Genomic DNA, 15213 nt, shown 5'->3' with positions numbered 1-15213 from the left:
CATCGACCGTTACCTGTCCGGGAGAATACGCTATTCGAACACGGAGACGGTCGACCGTGCGCACGGCGCGCTGACCACGGAAGAGGGCCTCGATGGCAAGGCCTCCATCGCCCTCGGGACGTGCGAAGTCCAGGCGGAGGGCAAGATCGCCGAGTCGCGTCGCCTGCACGAGGACGTTCGCGTCAGCGAACGGGAACTGGCCGTCTCGATGGCGAGGCCGGTGGAAATTGGCTACAAGTATCTTCCGCGGCTCAATGTCGTTGGCGAAGCGGCGTTCAAAGATGTCACGACGTCCAGGCTGAGCACGGGCGCGCTCAAGGACTCGCGCGGCCAGATCTCGCTGGGTCTCGAGCTCACCCTGAACCTTACCGGCTCAACCCAGTTCAAGGCGGCCTACCGGCGCACCAGGAACAACGGCGGGTTTGCGGGCACGACCTGGGACGAGGACGTGCTGCAATTTGAGCTCAAGCTCCGGTACGGCGGCCGGTCATAGTCCGATGTCGGCACAAGTGATCGACGCACATGAGGGCGACGGTGAAGGTGACGGTGAAGGCACCGGCACGGAGGAAGGGGAGAGGCAGAAGTGGGCGGCATGACGGGCATCGCTCTCATCGTCGCCGATGCGCACGACAGGATCGTGGCACTCAATTCCGCGGCCGAGCAGATCATCGGCTTGAGCATGCCCCAAGCGGGCGGTCGCCCTGTGGCGGAGGCGCTTTTCTCGTGGTCGCGCAGCGTGGAGCCGCACCCTGACCTCACGAAGATGGACCACGAACTGATTGCGAGGGCCGGCGGGTCGGCGAGCCACGAACGGGGGCACGAAAGCGGGCCGGGAAGGTGCCGCGGAGAGTACTACGAAATGCACTCGTCGCCGCTCCGCAACTCCCGGGGCGATCACATCGGCAGGCTCATCGTCATCCGCGATGTCAGCGGCAGCAAGGGGTCGCAGGCGGGTCTATTCCGCCAACGGTGGGCCCTCGCTTCCGCCGAAGAGCGCGAGCGCCTGGCACGCGATCTTTACGACAATCTCGGCCAGGTGCTAGCGTACCTCAACGTGCAAGCGCAGGCCGCCCGCGAGCAGCTAGCGAGGGGAGAGACTGCGAAGGCCGACGAGTTCCTGCGGGACCTCGTCGCTGTCGTCCAGGCAGCCTATGCCGAGGTCCGGGAATACATCCAGGGGGTGAAGAAGAGATCCTCTCCCACGCGCAAGTAGCGTGGAGGCGCGGGAGAGTGAATTCACGCAGCGAAGGACCCTAAGTCTCCGGGGGCTTATGCTGCATAGTTCGTCGTGAAGGAGCGGGGGGCGGGGGATGGCGTGTGCCTCCTTTCGGGAAGGCAGCCGGCCAAATCCCGCTCGTCCATTACATTGTCTCCCTGTTCCCCATCACAGGTCCAAAACGTTGGCAGGAGCCTATCGGGAAGTGCCGAATCACATAATGTGAGAGTTGGCATCGATGATCCGCATAACCCACAGCATGCGTGACATTCCACAACACATATGATGGTATCGGCACAGGCTCCGCTACACTCGGCTGCTCTCGCGGACGGCGATGTGCCGGGCGCGGAACGCACAGCCAGTCGAGCCCGCCGCGCACATCGCGAAAGGTGGTGTTGGCAATGGTGTGTCTCCGCCGTGGACGCATGTGCACCTGTGCGGCATCCCTGGCGGCCTGCCGGCTCATGGCACTCGTCCTCATGTCCGCCGTTTCCACGGCAGTCCTCGTAATGCTCGCCGCCCCGGGCGCGCTGGCGAAGGAGTTCTCCGTCGTCAGGGTGGACATCCACGCCGCAGTGCAGTCCGATGGCTCCTTGCTCGTCCGCGAGGATCGCACGTTCCGTTTCGACGGCGAGTTCTCGCGAGTGCGGCAGTGGATCCCGCTGGATAAGGGAATCTCCATCGAGGACATCCGCGTGTTCGAGGGAGACGAAGAATACCGCGACGTCTCGTCGACCGGTGCCGCAGCGTCGACCGCGACGGGCGGCGCAGGCAGCGCGGATGAGCGAATCCCCGGGACGTATCGCGTGACCCGCACCGCCGACCAGGTCGAGGTTGCCTGGTACTTCAGAGCTGAGGACGAAGATCGCACCTTCTCGCTGGCCTATCGGATGCAGGGCGCGGTCGTGTCCCACAACGACGTCGCCGAGCTCTACTGGAAGTGCATCGGCGACCAGTGGGACGTTTCGTCCGAGGCCGCTCACGTCACGATCGACCTTCCGCCTGGTGCGGCCAAGGAAGACATACGGGCCTGGGCGCACGGTCCGCTCTGGGGCGTGGTGTCGATAGACAGCCCGACGCGGGTCGCGCTCAGCGTGGCGCCGGTCCCGGCGAAGACCTTCGTCGAGGCGCGCGTCCTTTTCCCCAAGTCCCTCGTGCCAGCCGCCACCCGCTCATCGGGGCGTGATGCGCTGGCCGCCATTCTCGAGGAGGAAGGGGAACTCGCCCGCCAGGCCAACCTGGCAAGACAGAGGGCAGCCGAGCGCGAGGCGCAGATGGCGCGGCTGCGCAAGTACAACGCGTTCCTCGCACCCGGAGTGCCGCTGCTTGCGCTCGCGTTCTGGTTACTGTTCCTCTACCGGCGATATGACCGCGAGTACAGGCCCGAGTTCAAGGGCGACTACTATCGCGAGCTCCCTGCGACATACACCCCAGCCGAACTCGGAGTGCTGTGGCACTTCGGATCCCCGTCCGCCGCGGACTTCACGGCCACGATCTTGGACCTCGCGAGGCGCGGCTATCTGACCATCGAGGAGCGAAGGACCGAGCGCAAGCGAATGCTTGGCCTCCTCGGCACAGCCACTGACGTGGATTACGTCATCCGGGCGACGGGCAAGGGAAAGGATGATACCCTTCTCGAACATGAGAAAGCGCTGTACAACATCCTCCTTTACACGATCGGCGACGGCCAGTCCGTGACGTTCGACGAGATCACAGCCTATGCCAAGAAGAAGCCGGGAACCTTCGCGTACTACTACCGCGACTGGCAGGCAAAGGTACGCGACGACGCGAAGCGCAATGATTTCTTCGATAGCTCATCCTCGACAGGGCGACTGGTTGGCGTCCTCTGCGGCATCGGCCTCGTGCTGGCCGGGGTGGGATTGTCTCTTCTTTCCTTCGCGTTCGTCGTATCAAGCGTCACATGGGCCATCACCGGTGTGATCATTGTTATCCTCTCGGCGGCCATCAAGAGGCGGTCGAGGAAAGGCCAGAACGAGTTCGCCATGTGGAGGGCATTCCGCCGATTCCTCCTGGATTTCTCGTCCTTGCACGACGTCCCGGTTCCTGCCCTCGCGTTATGGGAGCACTATCTCGTGTACGCGACTGCGCTAGGCGTCGCAAGACAGGTAATCGAGCAACTCAAGGTGGTGTTCCCTGAGCTGTCGCAGCCGGGCGCGCACACGGGATTCGCACAAGCGTGGCTCGTGTCCTCGGCCAGCACGGACCTGGGGAGCGCCCTCACAGGCCTCACGACGTCGCTGGAGCATGCCATCGCGACGAGCTTGGAGTCATCCTCCTCCGGAAGCGGAGGCGGCTTTTCAGGAGGAGGCGGTGGCGGCGCAGGCGGCGGTGGCGGCAGCGCAGACTAGTGCTTACTAGGGCGGACCAGGGCTGACCAGCGCCACCTAGGGCGACCTAGGGTGGGGGCTGGTGCCGAGGCGCCGACATGTCTCGGCCTCCCTCCTTGCCATGTCCGGAGGGCGCGCGGCCGGCTCTCGTGCTGGCCGCGCTATGCCCGCGCGACGCCGCGCCGCGCGTCAGCCAGCCCTGCCTAGACGCCAGATGACAGAGGGTGCCCGGGTCAGCCCCGTCCGCTCGGCGCGCCCGTTAATTCGCTCACGCCTTCGATGCCGGACGAGTTGCCCTCGCCGAAGACTACGCCGCGGTGCCTCCCGATCTTGGGCGGAGATCTTGGGCGGATAAGAGGTGGCGGTCATCAAGGCGGCGCTGCGCGACAGGCGCCGGGAGCCACCATCCCGTAAGAGCCGGCAGCCGCGGCCAAGGGCGCGACGTCATGGCGGCTGGGCGAATCGTGCCGAGAAGCATACTCTTCTCGCTTCTTTGTCCGAGGCCGGCCCCTGCTCTTTGGCTTTTACCTTAGCACGAACACGCCCCATCCCAGATAGCGCCGGCCATACTGCAAGTAGACCCGACAGTTGCGGCTGCTCCAATCGCGCAGGGCCGACGCATCGGGGTCATCCGGGTTGGCGCGCAGGAAGTCGTCCACCGCCATCCACCGCGGCGCCTCGTACCGATCCCAGCTGTTGTGGTCTGCCAGAACCATCTCGATCAGGCGCATGCCTGCCGACTCAAACCGATCGAGCGTGCCGTCCAGGGTAACATAGTCATCCCTGCCGATCCCCAGGGCGGCGTAGGCGGCCTCCGGCGGGGGCTCGATCCAGTAGGGTTCGCCGACCAAGATCAGCCCTCCAGGCCTGAGCGCCCGCTTCATCAGCTCCAGCGTGCCGACCAGGCCGTTGCCGATCCATGTCGCGCCGATGCAGCTCACCACGTCGAAGTCATGGGTCGGCCCGGGATACTTTCCGGCGTCTCCATGGACGAACGTCAGTCTATCCGCCACGCCCAGTTCTGCGGCTCGTTTTCGCGCCGCTTCGAGAAACACGGTGCTGATGTCCACGCCCACGCCGCTGATGCCGTACTTGTGCGACCAGCGGCACAGCATCTCCCCCTTGCCGCAGGCCAGGTCCAGCTGCCTGACGCCAGGGTGCAACCGGCAGATCTCGCCCAACAGCATCAACTGGTCCTCGGTGAACGGATTCAGGATGCGATGGTACGCTTCGGCGATCTCGTGAAAACGCAGTGACACGACAATCCCTCCATGCGACGGCACATCGTCGCCGATTCTCCTGATACGCGTGTTGCCCGGCCCGTCGGTGCACGAGGCGGAGTAAAGACGTCCGCGGCCTCATCGTAGATGACGAAATCGCGTGGTAGACCTGTGTGCCTCGCCTCCGTGCAAAGCGCCGTCGCACACAGCCCGTGAAACGTCTGGATCCTGACCGATGGGGCGAACTGAGGGTGGCGCTTTCTCATTCGCTCACGCATCTCGTTGCAGGCTCGATTGGTAGAGGTCATCGACACACTGCGCAAGGATCCTCTTCCGCAAGACCGGCGGGGGACCGCGCACTGCTGTGAGACTCGTTGCGGTGGGGCCGGAGAGAGCACACCAGTATATTCTTCCTGGTCCCGCCATCCCCGCAACCGTCAGATCATCGCTTTCTGTCGGACTTCGCCAACACTTTCCCGATCCGGACGCGGTATCTCCAACGCCGGGACCTCCACCGACCACGCCCGGTCCGGTCCTCTGGACACGTTACTAGGCAGATGAGCGCGAACGATGTCTCTCAAGGACCCCCGGCAACGCTGCGAACTCCGCGGCAAAGTGCTCGCTCATCATCTCTTCCTCTTCCTGTTTCTTCTGAATGTCGTAGATCCCTGCTCGTCCAGCCGTCCCCAAGCCCGAAACCGCCCAAGTTTGCCAAAAGCGATTGACCAACCTCGTCCGGGCCACCTGCCTCGTCTGAGCCACCTACGAGCGAGAGTCACCCCGTTCTTCAGAGGATGGAGTCGCTCAACATGCATCCGACGCCGCAGTCTGGTTGGTGCAAGATCTTGTGGGGCAGGAGGCCGGGGTCTCGGGGTAGAAGTGTAAAGACCCCAAACTTCCCGTTACGAAGGCAAGGAAAAGTGGCCTCGGTCTGCCGCCCGCCAAGGCTGTGGCGCCTCTTGGAAGACATGCCGGTGAGTAGACCCTGACTGCGGATTGTGAGTTTCCGCCCGACACCGAAAGCTCGTAACGCCCTCTTCTGCGCCTCAGCACCTCAGCGGTGCTACCTAACGTAATTCACGACGTCCCTCTTCCGAGGCGGCACCTGCGGATTCGGGCCGTCCTTATACCCGAGGGCGACGGTGCAGACATGCGCATACCCATCCGGGACCCCCAGTGACCGCGCGAGCTCAACGCCCTCTTCAGACTCGAAAAGGATGGCCGGCATGGCCATGATGCACGATCCCACTCCGAGAGATTCCGCGGCAAGCGCGATGTTCTGCGCGGCGGCCGCGCAGTCGAATTGCCCGAATCTGTCCTTGACGTCAGCGCTAATGAGGATTAGAGTAGGCGCATTATAGAACGGGATGAAGCTCGGGTCGCTGGCCCTACGCACCATGAACTCGTTCCCCGATTTGAGCATGTTCTCCCTCATGAGCCGCGCCATGCGGTCGAGCATGCGCTTGTCCTGGATCACCGTGAAATGCCATGGCTGCGCGTTCATCGCGCTCGGCGCAAGCAGCGCAGACTCGACTATCGCCTCGAGCTCGTGCTCGGTGATCTGCTCAGGCCTGAACCTCCTAATGCTCCGCCTGTTCCTGATGACCTCAAGAGTCTCGTTCACCTAGGACCCCCCTAATTGTCTGCTCGCAGCTGCGCTGTGCGGCGGCTCTCGCTCATGCCGCGGACGCAGTTCATGCAGTTGCTCATCGCGCGAGTATTGACAGCTCTTGGCTACTCGAGCCAGCTCTTCATCGCGCTCGGATCCGGGCCCGGACCCCCGACGCCTGACGCCCGACGCCTGGCCGTCGGGTCTTGCTTACCTTGATGGTCACAGTAAGTCCCTCATCAAGCCGAGCCAGCAGCTCTCCAATGCGCTCCCAGCTATAGTGCTTTCCGTCCACCTCCACGTACGGTTCCCACCAGCCAAACCTCAGTGCCCCGGTGAGACCTCTCTTGCTCGCGAGAAGACTTACAGCGAATGCGCGATCGTCCTCAAGCACGTGCGCAAGCCTTCTGTTGACTTCATCAACGTAGAAATACTCAGGATCGAAGCGCCTACCTCGTGTGTCCTTCTGCGCCCAGCACAACATGTCCTCCCGTTCGGGATTCTTCTCGTCTCGGATGGTTTCGAGGAACTCGTAGTAACCCCCGACACCGCCCACGTCCTCTGGGGGTCTGTGCCTTGCCCCGCCAAGGCAGAGAGGCACCTGACTCTCTTTCGTGTCGTTCAATCTCTTTTCCACCACGATGTCGTGGACCCAACAGTCCCCATAGTCATACCTGTAAACACACCTATCATGTTTGTCAAAAAGCTGGTCGATAGTGGTTTCCTGAGGATCGAACGCCTGCACACCTTCTCCGAACAGCTCTTCGGCGGAGAAATCAGGCGCCGGCTTGGCGATCACAATGTTGCCGAACCTAAAGTCGTAAAGGTGGTAGTCGAGCCATCCGAAGGCCACCTGTATAACCCGGTGCAGCTGGGCGAAGGTTAGGGTGCCCGGTATTCTTAGCCTGCGCCAGACCGGAGGCCTAATCCCGCGTATCGTTATCTTGACTCTGTAGACCATAAGACTCCCTCCCCAGAACGACTCCCTCCCTCGGCGCGGTCAGCCCCACGCTGCGGCCAGCCGCGCCCGCGCTCGGCCGGGCTACTGCGCGGCCCGCGGCCGACCGCGACATAGTCATCGCTCACCGTTTATACGTATCTACGAATAGGATAGCCGACTGTAGAGTTGAACGACATCATGCCCCCCATCCGTGCGCTCGCAAGCCGCAACTATTCTGCCCTGCACGGCCAAGCCGCGACCCGGGTCAACCACAACTCCAAAGCGGACGCGACGCTCGGGATCATAAGTCGCTCATCTGCACGAGTCACTCATGTTTCTCAATATCCCCCCGCCCCACACGCAGCTTCCGGGCCCGAGGCGGGCTATCTGCACTACGAGACACAATGGGCAATTCCAGATGTCCGTGCGTTTTCCTCCATGAGTAATCCTGCGCCCTCCGCTTCCCACTCCGCGCACCTAAGCTTGTTTCCTGGGTTCGCCGTCTTCACACAGCTACCTTGGACCGAAACGCGGGGCGTCGCGCTTATATGCGAAACTGAAGCTCCTGGCTTTGCGAGGGGCCTGCGGGGAAATGGGCTGCCATGGCCGCGCCGCAGTCTATAGGCAACAGTCACCGACCGCATAAATTCGGTCGGCGAAGAAATTCCCTCAACTCGCACGGAATGCAACGATGCTACGTATCCAATGGCATCTAAACATCGTAGCGGATACCTCTCATCGATGCTGCTATTCGGCCACTTTCTCCCACTTCTGGGCGGTTCTTGACGCAATTGGATGGAACTGATATACTTAGATTAGACACGGAACGACACCGCGGCAATTTATTCGAGCCTCGTAGTAGTGTGTTCTTGCCTTTTCAGAAGGATAGTCGACACACGACGCGCAAATGTGCGCGTCTGAAAGCGTCAAGAACTACAGGGAGGCGGTAGAATCATGTCCAAGAGAGTGTCCATAGCAGTCGTTGTCGTTCTGAGCACGGTTATAATGCAAGCTGCCGTTGCAGAATCCGAGTGGGGCAAGCCCAGGCCATGGGATCATTGTACCGCAGGCATAGAGCGAATGCCGTGCATATTCGGCAGCACACTCTATTATGTCAAGGATTACGACATCTACATGTCAACCTGGGACGGTGCCGCCGGTAAGTGGTTGGAGCCTCAACCTGTTCCGGGCCCCATCAATACTGGCGCCAACGAGATTAATCCGTGTATAGCAGGAGGCGGCAAGGTGCTCTATTTTGCCCGCTATGACCCGATAACTGACTATGATTTCTATCGTTCCGAATGGAACGAGGCAAAAGGCGAATGGGGCGAACCGACTAAGATCGAGGAATTGAGCACGGACACCCAGGAGTGGGACATCTGGGTCAACGATAGTGAGACGGTTGCCTACGTTACCACCAAGGGTTCCTATGGTGGCGCCGCCTCGGTTGGTGAGCGCGACATCTGGAAGTCCACTCGAACCGGTGATAAATGGGGTACTCCTGTAAACATAGGCACACCCGTAAATACCGCAGGCAGTGAGTGGAGCGTTTTTGTCGATTCCGCCGGTCGCCTGTTCATCGATGGAAAGCGTGACGACACGGTAGGAGGCTACGACATCTACGTCGCGGAAAGCAATGCGGCCTCGCCCGTGAACGTGGGGGAGCCGATCAACAGCGAGGTGGACGAACGCGAAGTCGCCTCCGATGAGATGTTCTTCTTTTTCAGCGCAATCAATAGAGAGGGCGGGGTCGGGTCCTACGACTTATGGTACTGCCAATCCGCCCGTTAGCAAGGAGGTATTGTTCTCACGTAGTAGACCAATAGCCGGCCAACACCCCGGGGGATAGAGCTGTGGGCCTGAGGCGAAGGTAGCGTGGATTCCGACTGACCGGCCCGAGCCTGGGAACGGAGACGCCTTTATCCCGGTGAGAGCCGACGCAACCCGGGGTGTTCCAGGATATCGATGTCACCCGACCAAAATGAGCAAGCGGGAGTCGATGAGCATGAGGCGGCTCACGAGGCTGGTTTTCATAACAATGGCGGTAGCAGCGGCGGTGCCGTTAGGCTGGCAGCCGATTTGGTCGATGCCTCACGTAGCGGGTCTGTGCGCCGCCTCTGAATCAAACCCCACTTCAGTTGCACCTGTAAACCTCGCTGATCTGCGCGTGACAAACGAACTGGGAGAGGCAGTCCTGTTGGGTAAAACTGTGACGGTCGAAGGAGTTGCAGTGGTGGATACCGGCAGATGGCATAACGCCGCTAACTACTTCGCCATCGTCGGACCTGAGCCGCCTTCGGCTGCGCACGGTGCGGGACCGAACGGGCCGGCCAGCGAGCGGCTGTACGGAGCGCTGGTGTACCTACCAGGAACCACCCGTCCCGAGGTGAGGGCCGGGGATCTGGTTAGGGTGACCGGTAAAGTGTCGGTGCGTGGCTACACAACCGATTACGGCACCACTGTCGTCATACCCTCAAAATCCGAGGACATCACAATTCTCGAACGGAATCATCCTCTCGGCACCCTGACGATGGGAGCAACGCTGCCCACTGACCCCGCCTACTCTGAGGCAGAGCCTCTAGAGGGGCAGCTCGTCACCGTAGAGGGGCGCCTGTCTCGCTACGACAACGATGGAATCACGCGCGGGTTCTGGGTGGATGGAAGCCGTGACGGGAATACCGAAGATGGCAAGGGTAAGATGCAGGTGAAGTTCTACGATTATGCAGGGGTTGACATTACGGGTTTGAAAAACGGGGACTGGGTGGTTGTTACAGGTGTCCTCGTTCAGGGCGATGATGCTCCTCCGTACAACAGCTTCTATTATCTGAGGCCCACAAAGCAGGCAGATATCCGTAGTGACGCATCCAGGGCGCTTGGGACAGCTGGTGGCGACGAAATCGACACTGGTATGAGTTATCACGTTGCTCAACCTGTTCACATGCCGGACAAAGGCATCTATCAGTTAAGCTGCCTGGTATCCGGTTCTTCCTACCCCTTCCTCGATCAACTGTACCCGGATTGGAAGCCTGACGGCAGTGCAGTAGTGTTCACGTTAGGGAAGATGAAAAGTGCTCGCACGACCCAGGAAACGGCCGATCTGAACCTCTTTCTTCTCAAGTTCACCGGACAAACTGAGGTATCCCAAGTTACCTTCGACAGGAACCCAAAGGCGTTCCCGCGCTGGTCACCTGATGGGCGGCGAGTGGCGTACTCTTCGGGTGTCAACCTGGATGACGCGCAAGGGAACTGGGATATCTGGGTATGGGATCTCGACAAAGAGAATAAGCCGATCAGGGTGACAACCGATTCGAGTTATGATACCACTCCGGCCTGGTCGCCGGACGGGCAGAGCATCGCATTTAGGTCAAACCGGGCTGGTAATTGGGACTTGTGGCGAGTGGATCTGTCCAGAACAAGTAGTCCCGCAAGATTGACCGACTCTCCTGCTGATGAAGGATATCCTGACTGGTCACCTGACGGGTCGATGATTGCGTATCAATCCGATTGCAGCGGCACCTTCAACATATGGGTATTACACTTAAACGAGCGTGACGAAGGCCTAAGCCAGTGCTGTCTGACTGGGTCGCTGTCAGGTAACTCGGTCTATCCGCGTTGGTCGCCGGACGGAAGCAAGATTGCTTTCATGTCAAACCACTACGGAACCTGGGATATCTGGATAGTCCACGTGCCCAGCGGTCGCCTGCAGAGAATCACAGACCTCGATGGAGACGAAAAATACCCGGCGTGGTCGCCTGACGGACGGCGGATTTTGTTCGCCTCAGACGCGGGACAGGGTTGGAATCTATACGTCGCTGATCTGCAGAAGATCGCTAGAATGCGGACCGACAAGCCGGACGAGACGGGCGAAGCTGCCTCGATCGGGGCAGAATGCCCCAGTGAAGCGGAAGGGAACGCAGCCGCGCCCGAAGCCGCGCCCGAGGGCTTCAACTGCGGCAAAGTGGTTTCCTCAGAGCCCGGCTTTGAACAAGAGGTTGCGCGGGCTCTTGGGGCAAATCGCACGAGCAGCCGCCACAGCGATATCCCTGACCAAGACGGGGCCGCAGGGATCAACAGGATAGTCTCTCCGCTACTGACCCAGCCTGCCTTTGTCCGCCCGGGGGACGCGATCTCCGTCAAAGTTCTGGTGCCGGAGAGAACGACCGGGACGGCAGGCTGGCAAGCCCGGCTGTCAGTCCAAGGAGGAACGCTTGCCTGCCTGGACTGTCAGCAGGTGCCACGTGACGCTAACAGGCGTGATGAAGGTCCTGACGGCAATGACAAGCAAGCCTTCGGGGCATTCCCCGAAGACGCGACTGTGCTTTACGAGGTCCCTCTGTCAGTCGAGCAGGTTACGCAGGAAGACGACGGTTACTGGCGCATCAAAGCCAGGGTTCCTTACTGCACACCGCTTGAGTTATATGATCTGATTGTGACTGTATCCACTGACGGGGGGAAGGTGATCACTGACAGACAGCCCAACGCGGTTAAGGTTGTGCGCGATGGCGTCCAGGACGCCTTCCGGTTCGCGATCCTTTCTGACGTCCACTTGAACAACGAGCACTCGACGGGAGTGGGGAACGGCAACCCCACCAACTATCTCCTCCTGAAGGCCATAGCAGAACTTAACCTACTAAGGCCCGACTTTGTCATACTCCTAGGCGACCTAGTTGAAAGCAACGCGGACACCTATGACAGGGATTTTAAACAGATGTGGCGCATACTGGATGAGTATGCGGAGTTCCCTGTATACACTGTCATGGGAAATCACGACGGTCAGCGCGTCGGGCAGACCAGTGGCTTTGAATACTGGCACACATACTTTGGGCCCTTGTATTACTCGTTCGACTGGGGAGACTGGCATTTCGCCATGGTCAACACGTATGATCACCCCGCTCATCCGTCGGATAACGGAACCATCGGACCAGCCCAGCTTGACTGGCTAGAGAAGGACCTGCGGCTAGCCTCGTCCGAGAAGAAGCACATCGTAATGGCCCTTCACCACAACCCGTGCGATGAGCGCTGGATTTTCATGGACGAAGGTAGGTCGGCCCTCAAGCGGTTGATCGAACACTATGGGGTAAAGTATGTTTTCGCAGGGCACCGACATACGGACCAACTGGAAGAGACGGAGACCACGAAGATTATCACCACTCGTACCGCCCAAGCTGCTGCCGAGACGGGAGTCGGCTACCGACTAGTTGAAGTCAACCAGGGGACGATCACGTCTTTCAACTATAGCGAGCCGAAGTCTTCTCAAACCACAGGGCTCTTGAAGACATACCTTTCTCCTGGCGAGGCAGATGAGTCATCATCTTTGCCCTTTAGCACCTTCCTGGTTAGTGCCTCGTACCGAGACGCGCTTTCTGGAAAGATAGTCTTCGCCAATCAGGGTTTCGGGGACTCCGTTCTGCATGCTAGGTTCGTGCTTCCCCGGCGAACGCCCGGCCAGCGTGAGACATCGGACCGACAGATGGGCGGACAAACCGCTGTAGAAGAACTTGGTGGTATGCACATCGTCGTGGACGAAGATAGGGTAAGCGTGTGGCAAGTGGTTCTAACGTCGCGATCTGTCGTGTACTACCTGGAACTAAGGCCTCAGAGACGGTCCAGTCTAAAGGTTGAGGTCTCTTTACCGCCCGTGAGTCCAGAAGGCTGACGCAACGTACCAATGCTCATCTTCTACAGCTGGACTCGCGTAGCGCCCGTGTGGCGGCGTCTGCGCGTACACGTGAGAGCCTGGGCACCACGCTACACCCCAGAGGGGAGAGACGGGAGAGGGCACCACCACCCTCACGGCGCGCCTCCCGCAACCCGGAATACCCCTCCACACCGCCCTAAAGGGGCAAGCGTAGGCGATAGGGACGCCGGTCCTGCTCCGCACCGACTTTTCGAATGGCAGCAAGCTGGTCAATGGGTGACCACCCGGTCGCAGGTCTTGCAGTTGATGCCGCGAACATGGCCGTGTGGAACCGTAGGCCCACCCCTGGGCTCGTTCACCACTCCGATCACGGGGTGCAATACACCGCCGTAGCCTTTGGTCGAACGCTCAAAGATGCGGGCATCCTAGGTTCCATGGGCACGGTGGGAGACGCCCTAGATAACGCGGTAGCTGAGAGCTTCTTTGCCACGCTCCAGACTGAACTACTCAACCGGCGCAGCTGGCCAAGCCGTCAGGCGCTAGCCTCGGCCATCTTCGAATACGTCGGGGGTTTTACAACCGGAAGCGTCGGCACTCAGCCCTCGGATATCTAAGTCCTGCGGAGTACGAAAGGAGGTGGACCATCACAGAGAGAAATCACAAGGAAGCCGAGCAGTCCGTCGCGCAGCCCTGGGGTGTCCATGAAACCGGATCAACTCCAATTGCGTCCACAGGAACGTATTTGGTACTTTACCTGCACGGCCCACTTATCCCGAAGAATCACCACCTCGCAGACTACCCCATCCGGAAATCGTTGATAAGGAGGTACGGCAACATCGAGCTGGACCCGCTCGACGATACGCTGGAATGGAGGGCGCACGAAGTCGCAATCGCCCAAGCAAAGCACGACCGTGCCGCGAGACCTGCTCTGTCATCCGCGACCTGCTAGACGACCCGTGCTATCATCCATGCTGCCGGGATGAACACGAGCTGCGCCAGCAAAGTCCCGACAAGTTTGCTTCCGATGAGATATGCCACAAGCGTGTCGGCCACCCTTATCTCGATCTCGCCCCTCATTGCCTGGTCTGTGATGACCGCCGCCTTCGGATCGACGAGGACCGTGAAAAGAACGGTCGCTACGCCGTTCACGAGACCTGAAGAGAGACTCGCCGCTATGGATTTTGATGGTGGCACGAGCGCCGCGGCGTACGCTGCCGAGAGCACACCGGTGGTATAGATGGCGGTGATCACCACATTCAGAAAGATCAGTGCCGTCGGGACACCATCCGGCTTGAGCCGCGCGATCAGACTCCTGTCGGGCAGCCTAATGCTCCTCGATATGCTCCGTAGCTTCGCGGGTGCCATGCACTCGAAAAGGAACATCGGGATCGACCCCCGTTTCGCAAGAGCCCGTATAGCTCTGACAAAAAGAGACAGGAATGTCGGGGTGAAAATGATTCCAAGGAGCGTGCCGGCACTCGCGCTCGCGATGACGACCCTGATCTCTTCCGCGAGAACATCAGGCTTTCCGAGATTCGCACCGACCAGCCTCCCGACCAGCGGAGCCTGGAGTGTATTGGCAGTCCTTGAGATCAGCGCTATGCTGTTGAAGAGGGACAGCGCAAGCGCGAGTTGCCTCGTCCGGATCCCACCCAGCCTCACCGAGTAAGACAGCGTGTCTATCATATGGATGAGCGCAGTGAGCCCGAGAAGTACTGCGAAACTCAAGCGCATCACCTCCACTTGCTATAGTCTCCGATTTGCCACAAAACACGATCTTGGACCCGACTTGAAGAACCCAGCCCGCTTCCCAAGGACGTCCCAAGGAGCGTGGACTTTGAGGCGCCGGCTCCGGGGCCCCGTGACGGCAAAGCGGGGCTTCGCACGAAGGTGTGCAGAGAGGGAACCCCCAGACGTCAGCATATCACAGCAGGAGTGAGAGCGGAAAGGACACGGAGGAGGAAGCGCGTGTCAAGAACTGGCCCATCCGAGTCGTGCGGGGCACGAAAGGAAGTTAGCTGTCACGCAGAGAAATCACAATCAGGCTGAACAGCTCGTCGCATACCCTTGTCGACAATCAAGTAATTCATCCATCTGAGACGTGAAAACGTCAAAGAATTCACCCACGGGACAATCACGGAATTCACCTGTATCTTGGAACCAGGAGGAGATGCCCGGTGGGAGGGCCAACCTTCTTACTGGGTCAGAGGGATTCGCAGTCGAATTCATTGGGATCCTTGGT

The 15213-nt window shown here is 60.1% G+C and carries 12 protein-coding genes; 6 read left to right on the top strand and 6 right to left on the bottom strand.

The features are described 5' to 3' along the window. The 3 genes from GX515_07955 to GX515_07945 form a co-directional block, all read left to right on the top strand. On the top strand, window positions 1-493 hold a 493-nt coding region (locus GX515_07955; protein ID HHY32932.1), incomplete at its 5' end, for a hypothetical protein. Window positions 494-583: 90 nt separating this feature from the next. Continuing rightward, window positions 584-1213: a PAS domain-containing protein gene (locus tag GX515_07950; GenBank protein ID HHY32931.1), complete on the top strand. Its 630-nt coding sequence runs from the start codon at window positions 584-586 to the stop codon at window positions 1211-1213. Window positions 1214-1680: 467 nt separating this feature from the next. After that, window positions 1681-3585, top strand: coding sequence for a DUF2207 domain-containing protein (locus GX515_07945; protein HHY32930.1), 1905 nt, complete (start codon window positions 1681-1683; stop codon window positions 3583-3585). 503 nt (window positions 3586-4088) lie between these two features. On the opposite strand, the gene GX515_07940 is transcribed toward GX515_07945, so the two are convergent. From GX515_07940 to GX515_07920, 5 genes are all read right to left on the bottom strand, one after another. After that, window positions 4089-4829, bottom strand: a complete 741-nt coding sequence (locus GX515_07940) for a class I SAM-dependent methyltransferase (protein HHY32929.1) — start codon at window positions 4827-4829, stop codon at window positions 4089-4091. After that, window positions 4775-5062 carry a hypothetical protein gene (locus GX515_07935; protein ID HHY32928.1) on the bottom strand — a complete coding sequence of 96 codons (288 nt, stop codon included), beginning with the start codon at window positions 5060-5062 and terminating at the stop codon, window positions 4775-4777. The genes GX515_07940 and GX515_07935 overlap by 55 nt, the downstream gene beginning before the upstream one ends. Window positions 5063-5333: 271 nt before the next feature. Continuing rightward, window positions 5334-5474 carry a hypothetical protein gene (locus GX515_07930; protein ID HHY32927.1) on the bottom strand — a complete coding sequence of 47 codons (141 nt, stop codon included), beginning with the start codon at window positions 5472-5474 and terminating at the stop codon, window positions 5334-5336. A gap of 373 nt (window positions 5475-5847) precedes the next feature. Beyond that, window positions 5848-6408: a nitroreductase family protein gene (locus GX515_07925; protein HHY32926.1), complete on the bottom strand. Its 561-nt coding sequence runs from the start codon at window positions 6406-6408 to the stop codon at window positions 5848-5850. A 127-nt stretch (window positions 6409-6535) separates the two neighbouring features. Then, window positions 6536-7354 carry a plasmid pRiA4b ORF-3 family protein gene (locus GX515_07920; protein HHY32925.1) on the bottom strand — a complete coding sequence of 273 codons (819 nt, stop codon included), beginning with the start codon at window positions 7352-7354 and terminating at the stop codon, window positions 6536-6538. A gap of 933 nt (window positions 7355-8287) precedes the next feature. Between GX515_07920 and GX515_07915 the strand changes: the two genes are divergently transcribed. The 3 genes from GX515_07915 (at window position 8288) to GX515_07905 (ending at window position 13585) form a co-directional block, all read left to right on the top strand. Beyond that, on the top strand, window positions 8288-9124 hold the full coding sequence (locus GX515_07915) for a hypothetical protein (protein HHY32924.1): 837 nt from the start codon (window positions 8288-8290) through the stop codon (window positions 9122-9124). A 214-nt stretch (window positions 9125-9338) separates the two neighbouring features. Next, on the top strand, window positions 9339-12989 hold the full coding sequence (locus GX515_07910) for a hypothetical protein (GenBank protein ID HHY32923.1): 3651 nt from the start codon (window positions 9339-9341) through the stop codon (window positions 12987-12989). 254 nt (window positions 12990-13243) lie between these two features. Beyond that, window positions 13244-13585, top strand: coding sequence for a DDE-type integrase/transposase/recombinase (locus GX515_07905; protein ID HHY32922.1), 342 nt, complete (start codon window positions 13244-13246; stop codon window positions 13583-13585). Between the two features lie 331 nt (window positions 13586-13916). Here GX515_07905 and GX515_07900 read toward each other — a convergent pair whose 3' ends face one another. After that, on the bottom strand, window positions 13917-14699 hold the full coding sequence (locus tag GX515_07900) for a DUF2837 family protein (GenBank protein HHY32921.1): 783 nt from the start codon (window positions 14697-14699) through the stop codon (window positions 13917-13919). Between the last annotated feature and the right edge of the window lie 514 nt (window positions 14700-15213).

The organism is Bacillota bacterium (genome assembly GCA_012842395.1).
Lineage (GTDB): Bacteria > Bacillota > SHA-98 > UBA4971 > UBA4971 > UBA6256.
This window is presented reverse-complemented; position numbering and strand designations above follow the sequence as displayed.